This window comes from Mycolicibacillus koreensis (assembly GCF_002104795.1).
Classification (GTDB): domain Bacteria; phylum Actinomycetota; class Actinomycetes; order Mycobacteriales; family Mycobacteriaceae; genus Mycobacterium; species Mycobacterium koreense.
Map to the genome: position 1 here is coordinate 16,995 of NZ_NCXO01000042.1, position 17,429 is coordinate 34,423.

Sequence of the window (17,429 nt, forward strand, 5' to 3'; positions counted from 1 at the left end):
CCCGGTTTCGCCGCCGGAGCCAATCCTCGCACCAAGTTGAGTGGCTCGTTCTTCTCCCTGCTTGGCGGCCAGCCAGCGTCCCACGGCCTGGTTTTGGCGCGTCCTCAGGTCATCGGGAATTCGTTCAGCCCCGGGCCTTGGCGCGTGAGCGGGCGCGGGCGCGCGCCGTGGCCGCCAACTCGACCTTGCGCACCCGCACCACCTCGGGGGTGACCTCGACGCATTCGTCGCCGGCGCAGAACTCCATCGCCTGCTCCAGGTCGAGGGTGATCGGCTTGGCGAGTGTCTCCATGACGTCGGCGGTCGAGGACCGCATGTTGGTCAGCTTCTTCTCTTTGGTGACATTGATGTCGAGGTCCTCGGCGCGCGGGTTGATCCCGACGACCATGCCCTCGTAGGTGTCCTGGCCGGGTTCGACGAAGAACTGGCCGCGGTCGGCGAGCTGGATCAACGCGAACGGGGTGATCGACCCGGCCCGGTCGCTGACCAGCGACCCGCTGTGGCGGGCGCGGATCTCCCCGGCCCACGGGTAGTAGCCGTCGAAGACCGCGTTGGCGATGCCGGTGCCGCGGGTCTCGGTGAGGAAGTCGGTGCGCCAGCCGATCAGCCCGCGGCTGGGGATGGAGAACTCCATGCGCACCCAGCCGGTGGTGTGGTTGACCATCTCCAGCATGCGGCCCTTGCGGGCGGCGGCCAGCTGGGTGATGGAGCCGACGAACTCCTCCGGGCAGTCCACGGTGAGGTGCTCAAACGGCTCGTGCAATTTGCCGTCGATGGTGCGGGTGACCACCTGCGGTTTGCCGACGGTCAGTTCGAAACCCTCCCGGCGCATCTGCTCGACGAGCACCGCCAGCGCCAGCTCACCGCGGCCCTGCACCTCCCAAGCGTCCGGGCGACCGATGTCGACCACCCGCACCGAGACGTTGCCGACCAGTTCGGCGTCGAGCCGGTTGCGCACCATGCGGGCGGTGAGTTTGTGTCCGGAGACCCGCCCGGCCAGCGGGGAGGTGTTGGTGCCGATCGTCACCGAGATCGCCGGCTCGTCGACGGTGATCCGCGGCAGCGGGTGCGGGGCGGCCGGATCGGCCAGGGTGTCGCCGATCATGATCTCGGGGATCCCGGCGACCGCGACGATGTCGCCGGCGACGGCCTCGTCGGTGGAGGTGCGCTCCACACCCTCGGTGACCAGCAGTTCGGTGATCTTGGCGCTGGTGACCACCGGTTCACCGTCGACCTCGCGCAGCCAGGCCACCTGCTGGCCCTTGCGGATGCGCCCGTTGGCGATGCGGATCAGCGCCAACCGGCCCAGAAAGCTGGAGGCGTCGAGGTTGGTGACCAGCGCCTGCAGCGGCGCCTCGGGGTCACCGGTGGGGGCGGGCACGTGCTCGAGCAGCACCTCGAAGAGCGGGTCGAGGTTGGCGTCGGGATTGTCGGCGTCGGGGATCTGCCCGTTCTGCGGGGCGGTGGTGCTGGCCACCCCGGCGCGTCCCGAGGCGTACAGCGTCGGCAGGCCCAGGGCGTGCTCGGCGGCCTCCTGCGCGGCGTCGTCGAGGTCGGCGGCCACATCGAGCAGCAGGTCGTGGCTGGCCTCGACCACCTCGGCGATGCGGGCGTCGGCGCGGTCGGTCTTGTTGACCACCAGGATCACCGGCAGGTGCGCAGCCAGTGCCTTGCGCAGCACGAACCGGGTCTGCGGCAGCGGCCCCTCGGAGGAGTCGACCAACAGCACCACCCCGTCGACCATCGCCAGGCCGCGCTCCACCTCGCCGCCGAAGTCGGCGTGGCCGGGGGTGTCGATGACGTTGATGACGGTGACCGTGCCGTCGGCGTGATGGCGGTGCACCGCGGTGTTCTTGGCGAGGATCGTGATGCCCTTTTCCCGCTCCAGGTCCCCGGAGTCCATCACCCGTTCGGTGGCCTCACCGCGTTCGACCAGCGCGCCGGACTGTCGCAGCATGGCGTCGACCAGGGTGGTTTTGCCGTGGTCGACGTGGGCGACGATGGCGACGTTGCGGAACTGCACCGGGCGATTCTGCCAGCGCGGACCGGTGATCGCGAAACCGAGAGCACCCACGGTGACGCAGTTCTCACCGGTCGACCTGCCCGAACCGTCTCCCTGTGTGTTGGCTGGTACCGCCGCACCACCCTGGCGTGACCGGGCCGCCACCTGGCAGATTAGGGAGTAACCGGGCACCAACGACTCAACCGACAGCGGCGCGCCGCGGTTCCGCTGGGAATGGAGTGCACCGTTTCGGTGACCACGACCGCCTCGGCGGATCTGCTGGTGATCTTCGGGATCACCGGGGATCTGGCCCGCAAGATGACCTTCCGGGCGCTGTACCGGCTGGAGCGCCGCAAGCTGCTGGACTGCCCCATCCTCGGGGTCGCCTCCGACGACATCAGCACCGCCGAATTGGTGTCGCGGGCCCGCGAGGCGATCACCGCGACCGGCGAAGACCTCGACGACGCGGTGTTCGGCCGTCTCGCCGACCGGTTGTCGTATCTGTCCGGCGACGTCACCGACGACGCGCTGTACCACCAGTTGGCCCAGCAGATGGGCCGGGCGCGCCGGCCGCTGTTCTACCTGGAGATGCCGCCGTCGCTGTTCGGCCCGATCGTGGAGCATCTCGGCAAGGCCGGGCTGGTGGATCAGGCGCGGGTGGCGGTGGAGAAGCCGTTCGGCCACGACCTGGCGTCGGCGCGCGAGCTCAACACCCGGCTGCACCGGGTGCTCGCCGAGGAGCAGATTCTGCGGGTCGATCACTTCCTGGGCAAAGAGCCGGTGATCGAGCTGGAGTATCTGCGGTTCGCCAACCTCGCGCTCGCCGAGATCTGGGACCGGCGCTCGGTGTCCTCGGTGCAGATCACCATGGCCGAGGATTTCGGGGTCGAGGACCGCGGCAGTTTCTACGACGCGGTCGGGGCGCTGCGCGACGTGGTGCAAAACCACCTGCTGCAGGTGTTGGCACTGGTGGCGATGGAACCCCCCACCAACGCCGACGGCGACGAGCTCCGCGACAAGAAGGTCGAGGTGTTTCGCGCCATCCCCCCGATCGACGTCGCGCACTATGTGCGCGGGCAGTACGAGGGCTACACCGACGTTCCCGGCGTGGCCGAGGGGTCGCAGACCGAGACGTTCACCGCGCTGCGCCTGGAGATCGACAACTGGCGCTGGGCGGGGGTGCCGATCTTCCTGCGCGCCGGCAAGGCGCTGCCCGAGCGGGTCACCGAGGTGCGGCTGGTGTTGCGCCGCACCCCCCGGCTGGCGTTTCTGCCGCACCCCACCCGGGTGGCACCCAACCAGATCGTGCTGCGCATCGACCCCGATCCGGGTCTGCGAGTGCAGATCTCCGCGCTGGCCGGCGACAACCTGCGCCCGGTGTCGTTGGACACGCTGTTCGCCGAGCAACTCGGCGAGCCGCTACGGCCTTACGAGCGGCTTTTGCACAACGCGCTCACCGGGGACCGGGGGCTGTTCGCCCGCCAGGACGCGGTGGAGGAGACCTGGCGGATCGTGCAGCCGCTACTCGACGCTCCCCCGCCGGTGCACCGCTATCCGCGGGGCTCGTGGGGGCCGGGCGCGGCCGACGATCTGCTGCACGGCCGGCTCGGCTGGCAACAGCCGTGGCTGTAGACACCGGACACACGGCCCGATGACCGAACGGCCCCGCTGTGGGCCGACGAAGGAGGACAGGATGCAGTTGGGAATGATCGGCCTGGGCCGGATGGGCGCCAACCTGGTGCGCCGGGTGATGCGCGCCGGGCACGACTGCGTGGTCTATGACCGCAACGTCGACGCGGTGCACGACCTCGCCGCGGAAGGGGCGCTCGGCGCGGATTCCGTCGGCGACCTCAAGGCGAAACTGGCTGCGCCGCGGGCGGTCTGGGTGATGGTTCCCGCCGGGTCGGTCACCGACTCGGTCATCGAGGAGTTGGCCGCCACACTCGACGCCGGTGACATCGTCATCGACGGCGGCAACTCCTACTACCGCGACGACATCCACCACGCCGAGCAGCTGCGCGAACGCGGCATCCACCTGCTCGACTGCGGCACCAGCGGCGGGGTGTGGGGACTCGACCGCGGATACAGCCTGATGGTCGGCGGGGACGACGAGGCGTTCGCCACCGTCGAGCCGATCTTCGCCGCCCTCGCTCCCGGTGTGCAGGCCGCCGAACGCACCCCGGGCCGCGACGGGGACCCCTCCCCTGCCGAGCACGGCTATCTGCACTGCGGTCCCACCGGGGCCGGCCACTTCGTCAAGATGGTGCACAACGGCATCGAGTACGGGATGATGGCCGCGATCGCCGAGGGCCTGAACATCTTGCACCGGGCCAACATCGGCGCCACCCGCGAAGCCAGTGGCGACGCCGAGACCGCCCCGATGACCGACCCTGAGTTCTACCGCTACGACCTGGATCTGCCGGCGATCGCCGAGGTGTGGCGCCGCGGCAGCGTGATCGGCTCCTGGCTGGTCGATCTCACCGCGGCCGCGCTGGTCGAGTCTCCCGATCTCGACGCGTTCGCCGGGCGGGTCTCCGACTCCGGGGAGGGACGCTGGACCGCGATCGCCGCGATCGAGGAGGGCGTACCGGCCCCGGTGATCACCGCCGCGCTGGGCTCGCGGTTCGCCTCCCGTCAGCTCGACGAGTTCGCCGACAAGGCGCTCTCGGCGATGCGCAAGCAGTTCGGCGGACACGACGAGAAGCCGGCAGCCGGACTGTGAGATCGCTTGCCCGGCAGAGTCGGTGCGCGGCGGCGGGCGTGCTCGCGGCGACGGTGCTGGCCGGCTCGACCGGGTGCGCTCCGGGCGCCGGGGCGCAGACCGTGGTGGTCTACGCCGCCGCGTCGCTGCGCCCGACGTTCACCGAGATCGCGGATCGCTTCGAAACCGAACATCGCGGCACCAAGGTGGATTTCGACTTCGCCAGCGCGGCGGATCTGGCGACCCAGATCACCCAGGGGGCGGCCGCCGACGTGTTCGCCTCCGCCGACTCCGCACAGATGGACAAGGTCGTCGATGGCGGGCTCGTTGAGGACGGCCCGGTCGATTTCGCGACCAACACGTTGGTGATCATCACCGCACCGGGCAATCCGCACCAGGTCGGCTCGTTCGCCGATCTGACCAAACCCGGCCTGGCGGTGGTGACCAGTCCCCCGCCGATGCCGTGCGGGGTGGCCATCCGGCAGGTCGAGGAGGCCACCGGGATCCGGTTGAACCCGGTCAGTGAGGAGCCCGACGTCGAGGACGTGGTGAACAAGGTGACCACCGGTCAGGCCGACGCCGGGCTGGTCAACATCACCGATGCGATCGCCGCCGGCGACAAGGTCACCACGGTGAAGTTTCCCGAGGCCGTCGAGGCGGTCAACACCTACCCGATCGCCACGTTGCGCGGCGCCAAAAAACCGGAGCTGGCCCGCGCCTTCGTCGATGCGGTGACCGGTCAGGAGGGCCGGAAAACGCTCGCTGCCGCCGGGTTCGGCCGCCCTTGAGGTACTACCAGCCGCGCGGCGGCGGTGCGGCACCGCGCACCTTGCCGTCCGGTGCGGGTACGCGGCTGCGGTAGACGATGTAGGGCCGGAACAGGTAGGCCACCGGCGCGCTGAACGCGTGCACCAGCCGGGTGAACGGCCACATCGCGATCAGCAGCAGCGCGATGGTCACGTGCACCTGGAAATACAACGGCGCCTGGATCATCAGGTCCCCGCGCGGGTCGAACTCGAATATCGACCGGAACCACACCGAGACGTTCTGGCGGTAGTCGTGCACCTCGCCGTAGCGGGTGGTGCCCATCAGGGTGCAGGCCATCCCCGCGATCAGGGCGCACACCAGCACCAGATACATCAGCTTGTCGCTGCGGGTGGTGGCCTTGCGAACCGGGAGATAGGTCCACCGGCGGTAGATCAACAGCCCGATCCCCACCAGTGTGGCGATCCCGGCCGGCAACCCCAGCACCAGCGCCTGGATGTGGTACATGTGATCGGAGAGCCCGAATTTCTCGGTCACCCATTCGGGCACCATCAGCCCGATGACGTGACCCATGATCACCACCAGGCTGCCGAAGTGGAACATCGGGCTGCCGATCTGCAGCAGCCGCGACTCGTAGAGCTGTGAGGACCGTGAGGTCCAGCCGAACTGGTCGTGGCGGTAGCGCCACCAGCTGGCGACGATCGCGATGGCCAGAGCGACGTACGGGGCGACGTCCCAGTAGATCTGGGCCAAACTCAAGGTAGCCACATCAGCCTTCCTCGCGGGGCGGACCGGTCAACGAGTACGGTTGCAGACCCACCGACTCGGTCGGCGGTCCGGTCTCCACCAGCTCACGTGCCCGCTTCACCTGCTGGTCGCTGACCGCGGGCAGGGTCTCGGCCACCGCGGCGATGGTGTGGGCGTACGGCGAGTCGGCCGCGGCCAGCGCGGTGGCGAGCACATCGATGGGGACCCGGTTGGCCACCAGCAGTCGCCGCCCGGACTCGGCGTCGACGGTGGCGGCGAACTCCAACACGACCGGCAGGTAGTCGGGGCCCTCGTTGCGGGGCGGTTCCACCCCGGCGCGGCGGTACGCGCTGGAGAACGCCAGCATCGCCATCCCCCGGTTGCGGGTGTCTCCGGCGGTCCAGTACGTCAGGTACATCGTGGCGCGGCGGCGCATGTCGAAGGTGTCGACGTACGCGGTGGCCGCAGTCAGCGGATCGGTCTTTCGCAGTGCGGTCAGGGTGCGGCCCAACAACTCCGCCGGCTTGCCGTCGAGGTGCTCCAGCAGACCGGCCACGGTGTCGAGGCGCCGGCTGTGCTGTTCGTCGGGGTAGGCCAGCAACAGCGACGCGGCCTGCCAGACCGCCCGGTCCTGTAGCCGCGTGCGTTTGGTGCGGGTGAGCAGCCTCATGACGAGTCCCCCTTCGGGAACATTCCCGGCGGGATGCCGTCGCCGTTCCAGGTGAGCAGGTCGACCCGGCCGGTGCCGTCGCCGCGTTCGTCGCGGTCCTTGAGAAGGTGGAAGCTCTCCGCGGAGACCACCGAGCCCGAACCCCCCGATTCGTACATGCCCGGGCCGCCGTCGGTGTCCAGCGAGCAGCCCAGGTGTTCCAGGTCGTGGGCCTGTGCCTGGTAGGCGGTCGGAATGACGTAACGCTCATCGTATTTCGCGATCGCCAGCAGCCGGTACATCTGGTACATCTGCTCTTCGGTCATCCCGACCGACGCCGGGATGTAAGGCTGGGTTTCGCGCCCGAGGTTGATGTCACGCATGTAGGAACGCATCGCCGCCAGTCGGCGCAGCACGTTCTCGATGACGGCGGTGTCGCCGGCGGAGAACAATTCGGCGAGGTATTCCATCGGGATGCGCAGCGCGTCAAGGGCGCCGAACAGGTTGCCGAGGTCCTCCCCGTCGTGGCCGTCACGGCTGACGGCGTCGACCACCGGCGACAGCGGCGGCACGTACCAGACCATCGGCATCGTCCGGTACTCCGGGTGCAGCGGAAGTGCCACCTTGTAGGTGTTGATCAGCGCGTAGATCGGGGAGCGCTGCGCGGCGTCGATCCATTCCTCGGAGATGCCCTCCGCGCGTGCCCCGGCGATCACCTGCGGGTCGTTGGGGTCCAAGAACACCCCGCACTGGGCCTCGTAGAGGTGCTTGTCGTCTTCGACCGACGCGGCTTCGAGCACCCGGTCGGCGTCGTAGAGGATCAACCCGATGTAGCGCAACCGGCCTACGCAGGTCTCGCTGCAGATCGTCGGCAGCCCCACTTCGATGCGCGGGTAGCAGAACGTGCACTTCTCGGCTTTGCCGGTCTTGTGGTTGAAATACACCTTCTTGTAAGGGCATCCCGACACACACATTCGCCAGCCGCGGCACTTGTCCTGGTCGACGAGCACGATGCCGTCTTCTTCGCGTTTGTACATCGCCCCCGACGGGCACGACGCCACACACGACGGGTTGAGGCAGTGCTCGCAGATGCGCGGCAGGTAGAACATGAACGTCTCTTCGAGCTGAGACTTCACCCCGTCGCTGACCTTCTTCAGGATCGGGTCGTCGGCGAGGATCTCCGAGGATCCGGCGAGGTTGTCATCCCAGTTGGGACCCCACTCGATCTTCTTCATCGGCTCGCCGCTGATCTGGCTGCGCGGCGCGGCGACCGGGAAGGTGTCACTCAGCGGTGCGGAGGTCAGGTTCTCGTAGTCGTAGGTCCAGGGCTCGTAGTAGTCCTCGATCCCGGGAAGGCGGGGGTTGGCGAAGATCCGCGCCAACTTGCTCAGCCGTCCGCCGTCACGCAGGCGCAGTCGGCCCTTCTTGTCCAGTGTCCAACCGCCGCGCCACTTCTCCTGGTCCTCGTAGGTGCGCGGGTACCCCACGCCGGGTCGGGTCTCGACGTTGTTGAACCAGACGTATTCGGTGCCCTCGCGGTTGGTCCACGCCTGCTTGCATGTCACCGAACAGGTGTGGCAGCCAATACATTTGTCGAGGTTCATCACCATCGCCATCTGGGCCATGACCTTCATCGGCGCACCTCGCTGAGTGTGTCGAGCTTGCGCATCAGTAACGCACCTCCTGGCTGCGGCGACGCACGACCGTCACCTCGTCGCGCTGGTTTCCGGTGGGCCCCATGTAGTTGAAGGCGAAGGAGTGCTGGCCGTACCCGCCGGCGAGGTGGCTGGGTTTGACCCGGACCCGGGTCAGCGAGTTGTGGTTGCCGCCGCGCTTGCCGGTGGTCTCGGTACGCGGGGTGTCCACGGTGCGCTCCTGCACGTGGTAGACGAAGACCACACCCTCGGGCATGCGCTGGGACACGATCGCCCGGCACACGAACACCCCGTTGACGTTGACCGCCTCCACCCAGTCGTTGTCCCGGGCACCGATCTTCTCCGCGTCGCCGGGGCTCATCCACATGGTCGGCCCGCCGCGCGACAGCGACAGCATGTACAGGTTGTCCTGGTAGGTGGAGTGGAACGACCATTTCGAGTGCGGCGTGAGATAGCGCACGGTCAAACCGATTCCGTCGTCGCCGGCCGCTCCGAGCTCAGGGGTGTTGAACAGCCGTGCCATATCCAGCGGCGGGCGGTAGACCGGCAGGTGTTCGCCGAGCTCTTCGACCCAGTCGTGGGCGAGATAGAAATGCATCCGTCCGGTCAAGGTGTGGAACGGCTTGAGGTTTTCGATGTTGATCGTGAACGGTGCGTAGCGCCGGCCACCGGTCTCGCTGCCCGACCACTCCGGACTGGTGATCACCGGGACGGGGCGCGCCTGGGTGTCGGCGTAGCTGATGCGCCGCTCCTCGCTGCCCTCGGCGAGGTGGGCCAGTCGTTGGCCGGTGCGCAGCTCCAGGGCGCGGAATCCCTCGACCGCCAGGCGCCCGTTGGTGGTTCCCGACAGCAGAAGCAACACGTCACACATCCGTTTGGCGGTGGTGATCGCCGGGCGTCCTTGCGCCGGGCCGGAATCGAGCACCCCGAACCGTGCCGCCAACTCCTCGACCTCTTCGTCGGGGAACACGGTGTAGCCCTTCAGCGTCATGCCCAGTTCGTCGACGAGCGGGCCGAGGGTGCGCCACTTGTCGTAGACCGCGGTGTAGTCGCGTTCCACGGCGGTGACCTTCGCCATCGTCTTGCCCGGGATCGGTGTCTCGCCGGTGGTCAGCCAGTTGTTCTCGGTGCCGTCCGGATAGGCCATCGCGTCGGCGGTGTCGTGGGACAGTGCGGTGAGCACCACGTCGGTGCGCGTGCCCAGGTGCTGTTTGGCCATCGCGCTGAACGCCCGGGCGATCGCCCCGAACGCGTCGAAGTCGCTGCGGGTCTCCCACGGCGGGTCGGTGGCCGCGGAGAACGAGTGCACATACGGGTGCATGTCGGTGCTGGACAGGTCTTCTTTCTCGTACCAGGTGGCCGCCGGCAACACCACGTCGGAGACCAGCGTGGTCGAGGTCATCCGGAAGTCGATCGACATCAAAAGGTCGAGTTTGCCTTCGGGGATCTCGCCGTCGCAGACCACGTCGCGGGGGCGCACCCCGTCGGTGGCGGGGCTGCCGAGCAGGTTGGAGTCGGTGCCCAGCAGGTGCTGCAGGAAGTACTCGCTGCCCTTGCCGGAGGAGCCGATCAGGTTGGCCCGCCACACGGTGAGCACGCGCGGCCAGTTGACCGGGTTGTCCGGGTCGGTGACCGCCAGGCGCAGGTCGCGTCGGGCGAGTTGCTCGGCGACGTACTCCCCCACGTCACGGCCGGCGGCGTGGGCCTCGTCGGCGACGTCGAGGCTGGACTTGTCGAACTGCGGGTAGAACGGGCTCCAGCCCATCGCGGTGGAGGCCGCCAGCAGGTCCATGGTGTGTTTGTCGCGGAACTGCCCGCGCCCCAGTGGGCTGGTCAACTTGTCCGCGCCGTAGGAGTCGTAGCGCCACTGGTCGGTGTGGGCGTACCAGTAGGAGGCGCCGGGAACCTGGCGCGGCGGGCGCACCCAGTCGGTGGCCATCGCCATGGTCTGAAACCCGGTGAGCGGGCGGACTTTCTCCTGTCCGACGTAGTGCGCCCAGCCGCCGCCGTTGCGGCCCATCGACCCGGTGAGCATCAGCAGCGCCAGCACCGCCCGGTAGGTGGCGTCGCCGTGGAACCACTGACAGATCCCGCTGCCCATGATGATCATCGAGCGCCCGCCGGATTCCTCGGAGCTGTGGGCGAATTCCTTGGCGATCCGGACCGCCTGGGCGGCCGATACCCCGGTGATCGGCTCCTGCCACGCCGGGGTGTTCGGGTGGCTGGCGTCGTCGTAGCCGGTCGGCCACTCACCGGGCAGGCCCGGGCGGGCCACCCCGTACTGCGCCAGAGTGAGATCGAAGACCGTGCACACCAGGTGCTCGCCGACGCGGCGCACCGGGATGCCGCGCTGCACGGCGGTGCCCTCGCCGTTGACGGTGTCGAAGCTGGGCAGCGCGACGATCGCGGTCTCCCCGGGGGTGTCCCCGGCGACGCTGAGCGCCGGGGTGACCGCACCGAGGTCGAGGTTCCATTGGCCGACTCCCTCGTCGCCGTAGCGGAATCCCAGTGAGCCGCGCGGGATCACCACCGTGTCGGTGGTCTCATCGAGCAGGGCCGGTTTGAATGCGGCGTTCTCGTGGCGGGCTTCCTGCCCGCCGAGGTCGGCGGCGGTGAGGTTCTTGCCCGGCACCAGGTGGTCGCCGCGCTCTTCGAGTTTGATCAAAAACGGCAGGTCGGTGTAGCGGCGCGAGTAGTCCAGGAAGAACGGAACAGGTTTGCGCACATAGTGTTCGGTGAGGATGACGTGGCCCATGGCCATCGCCAGTGCACCGTCGGTGCCGGCCGCGCAGGGGATCCACTCGTCGGCGAACTTGGTGTTGTCGGCGTAGTCGGGGCTCACCGAGACGACCTTGGTGCCCCGGTAGCGGACCTCGGCCATCCAGTGCGCGTCGGGGGTGCGGGTGATCGGCACGTTGGATCCCCACATCACCAGGTATGCCGCATCCCACCAGTCGCCGGACTCGGGCACGTCGGTCTGGTCGCCGAACACCTGCGGCGAGGCCACCGGCAGGTCGGCGTACCAGTCGTAGAACGACGTCATCGGCGCGCCGATCAGCTCGAAGAACCGGGAGCCGGCGGCATAGGACACCATCGACATCGCCGGGATCGGGGAGAACCCGGCGACCCGGTCGGGTCCGTAGGTTTTGATCGTGTGCACGTGGGCGGCGGCGATCATCTCGGTGGCCTCGGCCCAGCTGACCCGCACCAGCCCGCCCTTGCCGCGGGCACGCTGGTAGCGGCGGCGACGCTCGGGGTCGGCCTGGATGTCGGCCCACGCGCGCACCGGATCGCCCAGACGCGCCTTGGCCTCGCGGAACATCTCCACCAGCAGCCCCCGTGCGTACGGGTAGCGCACCCGGGTCGGCGAGTAGGAATACCAGGAGAACGACGCGCCACGCGGACAGCCGCGCGGCTCGTATTCGGGGCGGTCCGGGCCGACCGAGGGATAGTCGGTGGCCTGGTTCTCCCAGGTGATGATGCCGTCCTTGACGAAGATCTTCCACGAGCACGACCCCGTGCAGTTCACACCGTGGGTGGAGCGCACCACTTTGTCGTGGCTCCACCGGTCGCGGTAGAACACGTCGGCGTCGCGGCCGCCGCGCCGGGTCACGGTGCGCAGGTCGTCGGAGAACGTGCCGGGGGTGAAGAACCGTCCGCTGCGTTCCAGCAACTCCTCGAGCGGACCGCCGATCTGCGGTGCACTGGTCACGCGTGGGCCTCCTTCAACGGTGGGGCACGACGGTGCACCCGGGCTGGGGTACACGGTGGGCGGTCCTCAACGGGCGGTCGGCACTCCCGCCCGGGCCGGTTCGGACGCGGTGAGCTGGCATGTCGGGCACACGAAGGGTGCGTCCAGTCTGGCAGAGCCTGGGGTGGCCCACCATCCGTGGCTGACCTGCGATTCGCCGACCGTTCGGGCGGAAAACCGCCGGTCACAACGCCTCTGCCCAACCGCTGATCGGAGGCTGTGAGTGCGCTGTAAGCCTACTGGGTCCGACGGGATTTAGGGGCGGTTCAGGGCGGCCGCCAGGTCGGCGAGCCAGGCCCGGTCGGCGGGCACCCAGTCGACGTCGTCGAGCCCGGCGGCGTCGATCCAGCGTAGCGCGCGGTGCTCCAGCGGCCGGGGTTGTCCGCCGGCCAGCGTCACCCGGTAGGCGCGCAACGTCATCGTCGCGCTCAGCGTCACGTCGGCACCGAGGCGAGACCCCACCCGCACGTCGGGTTCGGCGACCCCGAGTTCCTCGGCAAGCTCGCGGGCCAGCGCATCCGCTTCGCTCTCCCCCGGTGCGACCTTGCCGCCGGGCAACTCCCAGCGGCCGGCCAACTCCGGCGGCCGGGACCGCTGGGCGACCAGCAGGACCCCGTCGCTGATGACCGCGCCGGCGACGACGATCTGCATCGACATAGCGCCTGAGGCTATACCGTCCTATCGTCGAGGCATGGCTGTGTTGACCGACGATCAAGTGACCGCGGCAGTGGGCACGCTCGACGGCTGGGAGCACGTCGACGGGGCCTTGCGCCGATCCGTGAAATTCCCGTCGTTTCTGGCCGGGATCGACGCGGTGCGCCGGGTGGCCGAGCACGCCGAGTTCAAGGACCACCATCCCGACATCGACATCCGGTGGCGCACCGTGACATTCACCCTCGTGACCCACTCGGCGGGCGGGATCACCGAACAGGACACCGCGATGGCCGCCGACATCGACCGGATTCTGGCCGCTTAATCCGCTGACCCCGCTGACCCCGGTGTGACGCGCGGCGCGGTGCGCGCTGTCGCGGCCATCCACGCCATGGTGGCCAGCGCGCCGGCGAGGTAGACCACCGCGGCCCAGGCCAGATACCAGGGCCGGCCGATCTGCCAGATGCTCGACTGGGCGAAGCCGAGCACCCACGGGACACCGAGCAGGGTCACCGCCAGCCACCCCCAGCCGAACACCCGGGCGCCGAGGCGGCGGCGCGCCGGACCGTGGAAGAGCCAGAGGATCAGCGGCACCACCCACACCCAGTGGTGCGACCAGGAGATCGGGGAGACCAGCAGCCCCACCAGCTCCACCACCAGCAGCCGGCCCAACCGGTCGTCGGCGCCGAGGGCACGCCACGCCAGCACGGCGGTCACCACGGTCACCGCGATCGCGGCCAGCACCAGCGGCCCGTAGCCGACGTCGTGGCCGGCGATGCGCGACAGCACCGCGCGCCAGGACTGGTTGAACGTGGTGCCGATCGGCCCGATGCGGTCGGCGTCGCCGAGCAGACTGGTGAAGTAGCGGTGCGCGGCCTGCCCGACCAGCAGGTAGGACACCGCCACCGAGCCGGCGAAGACCAGCACCGTGACCAGCGCCGCCGCCCAGCGCCGGGCGCCGAGGAAGTAGACGACGGCCACGCCGGGGGTGAGTTTGATCCCCGCGGCCACACCGACCAGCAGCCCCGAGAGCCAGGCGCGCCGGCTGGCCACCGCGACCAGGGTGGCCAGCATCAACAGCACGTTGATCTGGCCGTAGTTGAGGGTGCTGCGCACCGGTTCGATCCAGAGCATCACCGCGGTCCAGGCCATCGCCGCGGGCCGGGCGTCGAGAACACCGAGCAGGCGTTGGCTGACCCGCACCGCGGCGTAGAGCGCGACGATCGTGCCGGCCTGCCAGGCCGCGGCCACCACCGGGAACGGCAGCAGGTGCAACGGGTAGAAGACCAGCGCGGCGAACGGCGGATAGGTGAACGGCAGGTCGAACTCGGGCGTCTGGCCGCGGTAGACGTAGTCATACAGCGCGCCCGGCGTGTCGAGGGCGGCCGCGCCGTCGATGTAGACGTGCAGATCCACGAAGTTGGTGCCGTGCGGCACCAGCCAGATCCAGGCCAGTCGCGCAATGACGCTGAGTGCCAGCATCGCCGCAGCCAGCAGCGGTCCGTGACGCCGCCAGACCGGCGACGGTGAGACGGGTGTGGTGTCGATTGCCCCGACTCTAGTCAGGTGCCCGCGCGACTCGGTTCCGCATCGGGTCGGTCACCGATTCCGCTCGCCTCAATAACGGTTCCGTAAATGCCACACGTGTCACTTGAGTAACTCCTGCATCGGAATACGTTCGGCAGTGACCACGCCGTCGAACGAATTGGGGAGCCCCACATGTCCATGACCCGCAACCTGCTGACCGCCACCGCTGTTGTGGTCGGCACGTCGACCGCGATGCTGATGGGCGGTGTCGCCCGGGCCGACACCGCGCCGGCACCCAACCCGACTCCGCCGGGGGTCTCCGCGATCGAGCAGTTGGCCAACATCCCGGCCACCGCCCCGATGATGCTGCAGGACGCCGCGGCGAAACTGCAGGGTCCGGCGACAGCGCCGGTCGCCCCGCCGCCCGCGGCCAGCGCCAGCGTCAACGTCCCGCAGCCGCACCTGCCCGGCCAGGTCCCGGCGACCGCGCTGAACCCGGCCGTCGCCCCGAACTCCACCATGGCGCCCAACGCCTCGGTGAAGCTGCCGACCGTGCCGGGCCTGCCGGTGCCGCTGCCGCAGGAGTTGGCGTTCCCGGGGAACCTGACCTCGCTGCTGCCGGGGATGCCGGCCACCAGCCCGGCCGTCCCGGCCACCAGCCCGGCCGTTCCTGCTGCGCCGGCGGTCGTACCGGGCATGGTGCCGTCTGCCGTGCCGAGTGCGGTCACCCCTTCGGCCCCCTCGGCGCAGGCCCCGACCAGCACCCTGGTGCCCGACCTGGCCGGCCTCAACCCGGTGTCCGCACTGCCGTAAGGCCTCGGCGGCGCACCTGACCCAGCCACCCACAAACACGGGAGCACATCGTGGTACGGACCTTCAGTTTCACCACCGGGATCACCGCCGCGGCCATCGCGTCGGCCACTGCGCTGGCGCTGGCCGGCACCGCGGTGGCCGAGCCGGCCGCACCGGCCGAGCCGGTGCCCGCCGCCCAGACGCCGGGGCTGCCCGCCATCGAGCAGCTCAGTCCGGTGATCCAGCAGGCGGCGGCCGACCCGCAGGGTGCGGTGGAGTTGCTCATGGCGGCCGCGGCGGCCTTCAAGGGCAACACCAACGCGCCCGCCGACTCCCGTCAGGTGGCCGATTCGGTGACCGAGTTCATCCAGGCCGACCCGGTGGCCGTGGCGCACATGCCCGGCCCCGGGGTCGAGCCCGGCACCCAGGCGCACATCCCCACCGGCATCAACCCGGCCAACGCGGTCGGGCCGGTGCCGGTGGAGGTGCCGCACGCACCGGCCGCCCAGCCGACTCCGGACTTCGGCCCGGAGAGCGCCACCACCCAGGAGTTCATGTACCCGTCGATCGGCACGCACTGCCTCGCCGACGGCGGCAACGTGATCGCCAGTGCGCTGTCGGTGGCCGGTCCGGCCGAGATCCCCACCCCGGGACCCAAGGCCGGGCAGACCGCCTACGTGTTCACCGCGGTGGGCACCCCCGGCCCGGCCAAGGAGCAGAAGCTGCCGCTGAACGTCACCTGGGTCAACCTGACGAGCGGCGAGTCCGGCACGGTCCCGCTGACCCCGCGCGACGACATCAACCCGGAGGGCCCGACGACGCTGACCGCGATCGTCGACACCGGATCGGGCAGCATCATGTCGACGATCTTCGGCCAGGTGACCACCAAGGACAGCCAGTGCCAGTTCATGCCCACCATCGGATCGACGGTGGTGCCCTGACCGTTGGTGGCCTGGCCGTTAGTGGCCTGGCCCTCGGCGCCCTGACCCGCCGGCCCGCGCCGGTCGGTGCGGGTCAGTAGGTGCGGGTCAGTAGGTGTGGGTCAGCCGGTGCGGGTCAGTAGGCCATGAACAAGATGGCGTCCCGGTCGTACTCCATGCCGGGGTGAACATCGGCGAGGTGCTTTTGCACGATGGTGACCAGGTCGTCTTCGTCCTTTCCGACCATGGCCTCCCCGCACGGGCACGTCAGGTGGGTCTTCACGCCGAACTCCTTCCTCTCATCGTTGAGCCGCGGACGCTTTCTTCGCCGCCTTCATCTGCTTCTTGTGGGTGCGCACCCGGTCCAGCGAGTCGGCGTCGACGATGTCGGCCACCGACAGGTAGGTGCCGTCGGCGCCGAAGTCCCCGGCCGCGCGGCGCCATCCGGTCGGGGTCACGCCGAGTTGTTTGCCCAGCAGCGCCAGGAAGATGCGCGCCTTCTGCGTGCCGAATCCGGGCAGTTCGGTGAGCCGGCGCAGCACCTCCGCGCCGTCGGGATCACCGGCGGTCCACACGCCGGCGGCGTCCCCGTCGTAGCGGTCGATGATCAGCTGCGCCAGGGTCTGGATCCGGGTGGCCATCGATCCGGGGAAGCGGTGCACGGCCGGCTTCTGCGCGCACACCGCGGCGAACTTCTCCGGGTCGTAGGCGGCGATCTCACCGGCGTCGAGCCCGCCGAGACGGTCGGCGAGCTTCTTCGGCCCGGCGAACGCGGTCTCCATCGGCACCTGCTGGTCGAGCAACATACCCGTGAGCAGGGCAAATGGACTCGCCGAAAGGAGGGCGTCGGCCTCGGGCTCTTGCGCTAGGCACAGTCGCACGGTCATGCGAGCAGCCTACGTTCAGCAGCCGGTTGCCGCCGCGCTGCAGTCGGCGGCGGGCCCGGCCGGCGCTCCCAAGCCCGGGTGCGGTCAACACCGTCACCCATCACGGTCACCCATCACGCCGCGACGCGAATCGGGTTGCAGCCACCGGCAGCGTCGGCCCATACCCCGGAGGTCAGCGCGCGTCTGGCCGCCGAATGTCGCTTGACGGTCGCCCGGACCGGAGCGGCGGCGAGCTGAACCAACGGGTTTTGTCAGACCCTGATGCGATGCTGGTGGCATGTCCTCGATCACGACCTCCACCAGCGCGGATGCCCGTCCGGGAGAGCGTCTTGAGGCGTTGTTCGCTGAACTGTCGGAGCTGACCGGGCAGCGCAACGCGATC

The 17,429-nt window shown here is 69.4% G+C and carries 15 protein-coding genes; 6 read left to right on the top strand and 9 right to left on the bottom strand.

Features of this window, described 5'->3' with window-relative positions; translation table 11 throughout:
- Positions 1 to 124: 124 nt before the first annotated feature.
- Positions 125 to 2,023 (bottom strand): translational GTPase TypA, encoded by a 1,899-nt coding sequence (typA, locus tag B8W67_RS16025; RefSeq protein ID WP_069393678.1) that lies wholly within the window; start codon positions 2,021 to 2,023, stop codon positions 125 to 127.
- Between the two features lie 231 nt (positions 2,024 to 2,254).
- Here typA and B8W67_RS16030 point away from each other — a divergent pair, with 231 nt between their 5' ends.
- The 3 genes from B8W67_RS16030 (at position 2,255) to modA (ending at position 5,491) form a co-directional block, all read left to right on the top strand.
- Positions 2,255 to 3,634 carry a glucose-6-phosphate dehydrogenase gene (locus tag B8W67_RS16030; RefSeq protein ID WP_234794001.1) on the top strand — a complete coding sequence of 460 codons (1,380 nt, stop codon included), beginning with the start codon at positions 2,255 to 2,257 and terminating at the stop codon, positions 3,632 to 3,634.
- Positions 3,635 to 3,695: 61 nt separating this feature from the next.
- Positions 3,696 to 4,724 carry a phosphogluconate dehydrogenase (NAD(+)-dependent, decarboxylating) gene (gnd, locus tag B8W67_RS16035; protein ID WP_069393660.1) on the top strand — a complete coding sequence of 343 codons (1,029 nt, stop codon included), beginning with the start codon at positions 3,696 to 3,698 and terminating at the stop codon, positions 4,722 to 4,724.
- Positions 4,725 to 4,762: 38 nt separating this feature from the next.
- A complete protein-coding gene (gene modA, locus B8W67_RS16040; protein ID WP_234806795.1) occupies positions 4,763 to 5,491 on the top strand; it encodes a molybdate ABC transporter substrate-binding protein in 729 nt (242 codons plus the stop codon).
- Positions 5,492 to 5,495: 4 nt separating this feature from the next.
- Here modA and narI read toward each other — a convergent pair whose 3' ends face one another.
- From narI to B8W67_RS16065, 5 genes are all read right to left on the bottom strand, one after another.
- Positions 5,496 to 6,236: a respiratory nitrate reductase subunit gamma gene (narI, locus tag B8W67_RS16045; protein ID WP_234794000.1), complete on the bottom strand. Its 741-nt coding sequence runs from the start codon at positions 6,234 to 6,236 to the stop codon at positions 5,496 to 5,498.
- A 1-nt stretch (position 6,237) separates the two neighbouring features.
- A complete protein-coding gene (gene narJ / locus B8W67_RS16050; RefSeq protein ID WP_069393658.1) occupies positions 6,238 to 6,885 on the bottom strand; it encodes a nitrate reductase molybdenum cofactor assembly chaperone in 648 nt (215 codons plus the stop codon).
- Positions 6,882 to 8,498 carry a nitrate reductase subunit beta gene (gene narH, locus B8W67_RS16055; RefSeq protein ID WP_069393657.1) on the bottom strand — a complete coding sequence of 539 codons (1,617 nt, stop codon included), beginning with the start codon at positions 8,496 to 8,498 and terminating at the stop codon, positions 6,882 to 6,884. Before narH ends, narJ begins: the two co-directional genes overlap by 4 nt.
- Positions 8,499 to 8,532: 34 nt before the next feature.
- Positions 8,533 to 12,231 (bottom strand): nitrate reductase subunit alpha, encoded by a 3,699-nt coding sequence (locus tag B8W67_RS16060; protein ID WP_069393656.1) that lies wholly within the window; start codon positions 12,229 to 12,231, stop codon positions 8,533 to 8,535.
- A gap of 294 nt (positions 12,232 to 12,525) precedes the next feature.
- Positions 12,526 to 12,927, bottom strand: a complete 402-nt coding sequence (locus tag B8W67_RS16065; RefSeq protein ID WP_069393655.1) for a (deoxy)nucleoside triphosphate pyrophosphohydrolase — start codon at positions 12,925 to 12,927, stop codon at positions 12,526 to 12,528.
- Between the two features lie 34 nt (positions 12,928 to 12,961).
- Here B8W67_RS16065 and B8W67_RS16070 point away from each other — a divergent pair, with 34 nt between their 5' ends.
- Entirely contained in the window at positions 12,962 to 13,246 is a 285-nt protein-coding gene (locus tag B8W67_RS16070; RefSeq protein WP_069393654.1) for a 4a-hydroxytetrahydrobiopterin dehydratase, read from the top strand.
- Here the strand turns inward: B8W67_RS16070 and B8W67_RS16075 are convergent.
- A complete protein-coding gene (locus B8W67_RS16075) occupies positions 13,243 to 14,403 on the bottom strand; it encodes a mannosyltransferase (RefSeq protein ID WP_085304984.1) in 1,161 nt (386 codons plus the stop codon). The genes B8W67_RS16070 and B8W67_RS16075 overlap by 4 nt on opposite strands.
- A gap of 237 nt (positions 14,404 to 14,640) precedes the next feature.
- Here B8W67_RS16075 and B8W67_RS16080 point away from each other — a divergent pair, with 237 nt between their 5' ends.
- Positions 14,641 to 15,261 carry a hypothetical protein gene (locus B8W67_RS16080; RefSeq protein WP_085304986.1) on the top strand — a complete coding sequence of 207 codons (621 nt, stop codon included), beginning with the start codon at positions 14,641 to 14,643 and terminating at the stop codon, positions 15,259 to 15,261.
- 50 nt (positions 15,262 to 15,311) lie between these two features.
- Positions 15,312 to 16,181 carry an Rv1157c family protein gene (locus B8W67_RS16085; RefSeq protein WP_085304988.1) on the top strand — a complete coding sequence of 290 codons (870 nt, stop codon included), beginning with the start codon at positions 15,312 to 15,314 and terminating at the stop codon, positions 16,179 to 16,181.
- Between the two features lie 115 nt (positions 16,182 to 16,296).
- Here B8W67_RS16085 and B8W67_RS16090 read toward each other — a convergent pair whose 3' ends face one another.
- Both B8W67_RS16090 and B8W67_RS16095 read right to left on the bottom strand, forming a co-directional pair.
- Complete coding sequence (locus B8W67_RS16090; protein WP_085304990.1) at positions 16,297 to 16,443, bottom strand: DUF1059 domain-containing protein; 147 nt, start codon at positions 16,441 to 16,443, stop codon at positions 16,297 to 16,299.
- 16 nt (positions 16,444 to 16,459) lie between these two features.
- Entirely contained in the window at positions 16,460 to 17,047 is a 588-nt protein-coding gene (locus B8W67_RS16095; protein WP_069393649.1) for an HhH-GPD-type base excision DNA repair protein, read from the bottom strand.
- Positions 17,048 to 17,429: the final 382 nt, after the last annotated feature.

Bases quoted from the DNA above. Each gene is read 5' to 3' on its own strand.
- gnd (WP_069393660.1), top strand. From the start codon at position 3,696: ATGCAGTTGGGAATGATCGGCCTGGGCCGGATGGGCGCCAACCTGGTG.
- narJ (WP_069393658.1), bottom strand. From the start codon at position 6,885: ATGAGGCTGCTCACCCGCACCAAACGCACGCGGCTACAGGACCGGGCG.
- narH (WP_069393657.1), bottom strand. From the start codon at position 8,498: ATGAAGGTCATGGCCCAGATGGCGATGGTGATGAACCTCGACAAATGT.
- B8W67_RS16065 (WP_069393655.1), bottom strand. From the start codon at position 12,927: ATGTCGATGCAGATCGTCGTCGCCGGCGCGGTCATCAGCGACGGGGTC.
- B8W67_RS16070 (WP_069393654.1), top strand. From the start codon at position 12,962: ATGGCTGTGTTGACCGACGATCAAGTGACCGCGGCAGTGGGCACGCTC.
- B8W67_RS16075 (WP_085304984.1), bottom strand. From the start codon at position 14,403: ATGCTGGCACTCAGCGTCATTGCGCGACTGGCCTGGATCTGGCTGGTG.
- B8W67_RS16080 (WP_085304986.1), top strand. From the start codon at position 14,641: ATGTCCATGACCCGCAACCTGCTGACCGCCACCGCTGTTGTGGTCGGC.
- B8W67_RS16095 (WP_069393649.1), bottom strand. From the start codon at position 17,047: ATGACCGTGCGACTGTGCCTAGCGCAAGAGCCCGAGGCCGACGCCCTC.